Here is a 2,873-nt window from a genome sequence, read left to right on the forward strand (position 1 = left end):
GTCAAGCCCGAAAATGACAGGACACGATGTCATTCCCGCACTTGATACGGGAATCATTACAGAAGATTCAGGCCTTTAGTCAGAAATTTTTTTTCCGCTAAGCTCGCCTGGAACAGAAATCGGATATTCGCCGGTAAAGCAGCCTTTGCAGAATCCGTACTGCTCTGGATTGCATTCACGGCAGGCATCCAGCATTCCTTCCGCGCTAATAAACGCCAAGCTGTCTGCTCCTATTTCCTTGCAGATTTCTTCTTCGTTGTGGATGCTTGAAATCAGCTCGCCTCTAGTCGGTGTGTTGATTCCGAAGTAACAAGGAAATTTTACAGGCGGACTTGAAATTCTAAAGTGAACTTCTTTTGCACCGGCGCGCCTTAAAATCTGTACAAGGCGGCGGCTTGTTGTTCCGCGCACAATTGAGTCATCAATTACAACAACTCTTTTTCCGTCCACAACAGACTTCACTGCATTGAGCTTTACAAAAACCATGTTCTCGCGCTCACGCTGTGTCGGCGCAATAAAAGTGCGTCCTATATATTTGTTTTTTATAATTCCGCTTGCATAAGGAATTCCGGCTTCTTTTGCATATCCTTGGGCGGCTCCAATTCCAGAGTCAGGAACTCCAATAACGACATCAGCAGGAACTCCGCTTTCACGTGCAAGGCAGGCACCCATTTTTTCGCGGGCTTCTGTAACAGGAATTCCGTCGATTATGCTGTCCGGGCGCGCAAAGTAAACGTATTCAAAAACGCAAGTCCGCTTGGAAGTACGCTCTCCAAATTCAAATGAAAGAACTCCGTCTTCGTTTATTATTACAATTTCTCCAGGCTGAATGTCGCGCACATAAGTTGCGTTCACAGAATCAATTGCGCAAGTTTCGCTTGCAAGAATCCAGCCGTTTTCAACTTTTCCAAGGCACAGCGGACGGATTCCATTTGGGTCTCTTGCACCGATAAGACATTTTTCTGTTGAAACAACAAGCGCAAAAGAGCCTTTTATCATCTGGATTGTATCAGTCAGCGCGCGCTCAAGTCCTTTTTTGTAAGACTTTGCAATGAGCTTTAAAATAACTTCCGTGTCGCTTGTTGAAGAAAATGTGCTTCCTGAATCTTCAAGCATTTCACGAAGTTGCTCATAGTTTACAAGCTGTCCGTTGTGGGCAACTGCGACTGCTCCAAGCTTTGACTTTAAAAGAAGCGGCTGGGCATTTTCCAAAGTCGCGCTTCCAGCTGTGGCATAACGGACGTGCCCGCAGGCAATGTTTCCTTTTAAAGCTTCAAGGTTTTCAGGCTTAAAAACTTCCGCAGTTGTTCCCATTGCCTTGTGAATGGAAATATCTTCGCCGTTGCTTACCGCAATTCCAACGCTGTCCTGGCCGCGGTGCTGCAACGCATAAAGCGCATAATAAGCCTGAGTTGCGGCGTTAAAGTCGCTGGCAGAATAAGCCACATATTCTTTTTTTTCTGGTTCGCCCTGCTTAGGTGGATTTAAATAAATTCCGACAACACCGCATTCATCGCGCAGCTTGTCTTCCTCTTCTTCAACAAGAAATTCACAGCACTTCATTTTTTTTCCATTAGATATTTATATAGATTATCGGGTCAAGCCCGATAATGACACAGTCTTGTCAACTGGCAATAACACAATTCTGTTAATTGATAACGGCATCAGAAATTACAGTTCGATTCCCAAGCCGCCGTTTGACTCTGCATCAGCAGTCATCTTTGCGCGGAATTCTACAAGCTTGTTTTTTATTTCAGGATATTTTATTCCAAGGATTTCGAGCGCAAGGTAAGCGGCGTTTTTTGCATTTCCAATTCCGACAGTCGCAACAGGAATTTGCGGAGGCATCTGCACAATAGAAAGGAGAGAATCCATTCCTGCAAGTCCGTTTGATTTTCCAGGATTAATGCATTCAAGAGGAACACCGACAACAGGAAGAACTGTGCGGCTGGCGATAACACCCGGAAGAGCCGCGCTAAGTCCTGCTCCTGCAATAATTACATCGCAGCCTTCTTTTTCTACAGATGCGATAGTTTTTACAAGCAAATCTCCGGCTCTATGAGCGGAAATAACGTAAGCTTTGTATTCAACGCCAAATTCTTTTAGAACATCGGCGGCTTTTTTCATTGTATCCAAATCAGACTTGGAACCTAAAAAGATAGCAACTTTCATACTGTAAAATATCACAATGAATAAAAGAAATCAACACAGCCCGCATTCTATTCGCCGGAATACGGAAGCAGAATTTCTGACATCCTGTTTATTTCCGCAGAAAGCAAAGTTGAAATCTGTTCATCCTGAATATAATTTACAAGTTCCTTTAAGCACAAAACAACTTTTAAGAGAAGCTTTATGCCGGTTTCGTTTTCATGCGTGGAAGGAACAAAGCCTGAATCTTTTCTTGAATTTTCCGCAGAAGCAAAAAGTCCTTTTTTTCCAGACAAGCGCGAAATTATATATTCAAGCTGAAGATTTGTTTTGCTTTCAAGGAAATTTTTTTTCTGTTGTTCAGGAAGATAACGGCACAACGCTTTTAGTTTTTTGAAAAGCTGCGTCTGGGAATTTTCTAATGATTTTTCATCGTTCTCTTTTTTTTCTTCTATATCATTTGCAGCGTTTTCATCGCTCAAAATTGAAGGCTCTATTTCTTTTTCTGCCTGTTCCGGCTCTACAGTTTTTTGAGGCTCATCGCTTTCCATAAAGAATTCTTGAGCCGCAAGGTCTTTTTCCTCTTTTGCAAAATCATCATCTTCAAAATCCAAGTTTTCGTCTTCAAACAAGTCTACAGAATTTTCTGTTGAACTATCAGCCTGTTCCGGCAAATCAAAAATATCATCTTCAGAAAAATCTTCATCTTCAATAAGTTCTTCCGG

3 protein-coding genes are annotated in these 2,873 nt (G+C 42.5%); all 3 read right to left on the bottom strand.

From position 1 onward, the window contains the following. Window positions 1-75 precede the first annotated feature (75 nt). Window positions 76-1,563 carry an amidophosphoribosyltransferase gene (purF, locus tag B4C08_RS03945; protein WP_296663123.1) on the bottom strand — a complete coding sequence of 496 codons (1,488 nt, stop codon included), beginning with the start codon at window positions 1,561-1,563 and terminating at the stop codon, window positions 76-78. A gap of 108 nt (window positions 1,564-1,671) precedes the next feature. Next, window positions 1,672-2,172 carry a 5-(carboxyamino)imidazole ribonucleotide mutase gene (gene purE / locus B4C08_RS03950; RefSeq protein ID WP_296663127.1) on the bottom strand — a complete coding sequence of 167 codons (501 nt, stop codon included), beginning with the start codon at window positions 2,170-2,172 and terminating at the stop codon, window positions 1,672-1,674. 47 nt (window positions 2,173-2,219) lie between these two features. Further along, window positions 2,220-2,873 (bottom strand): hypothetical protein (locus tag B4C08_RS03955; RefSeq protein WP_296663129.1); only part of this gene is annotated, 654 nt, incomplete at its 5' end.

Origin of the sequence: Treponema sp. UBA753 (assembly GCF_002297325.1) — a bacterium.
GTDB lineage: Bacteria > Spirochaetota > Spirochaetia > Treponematales > Treponemataceae > Treponema_D.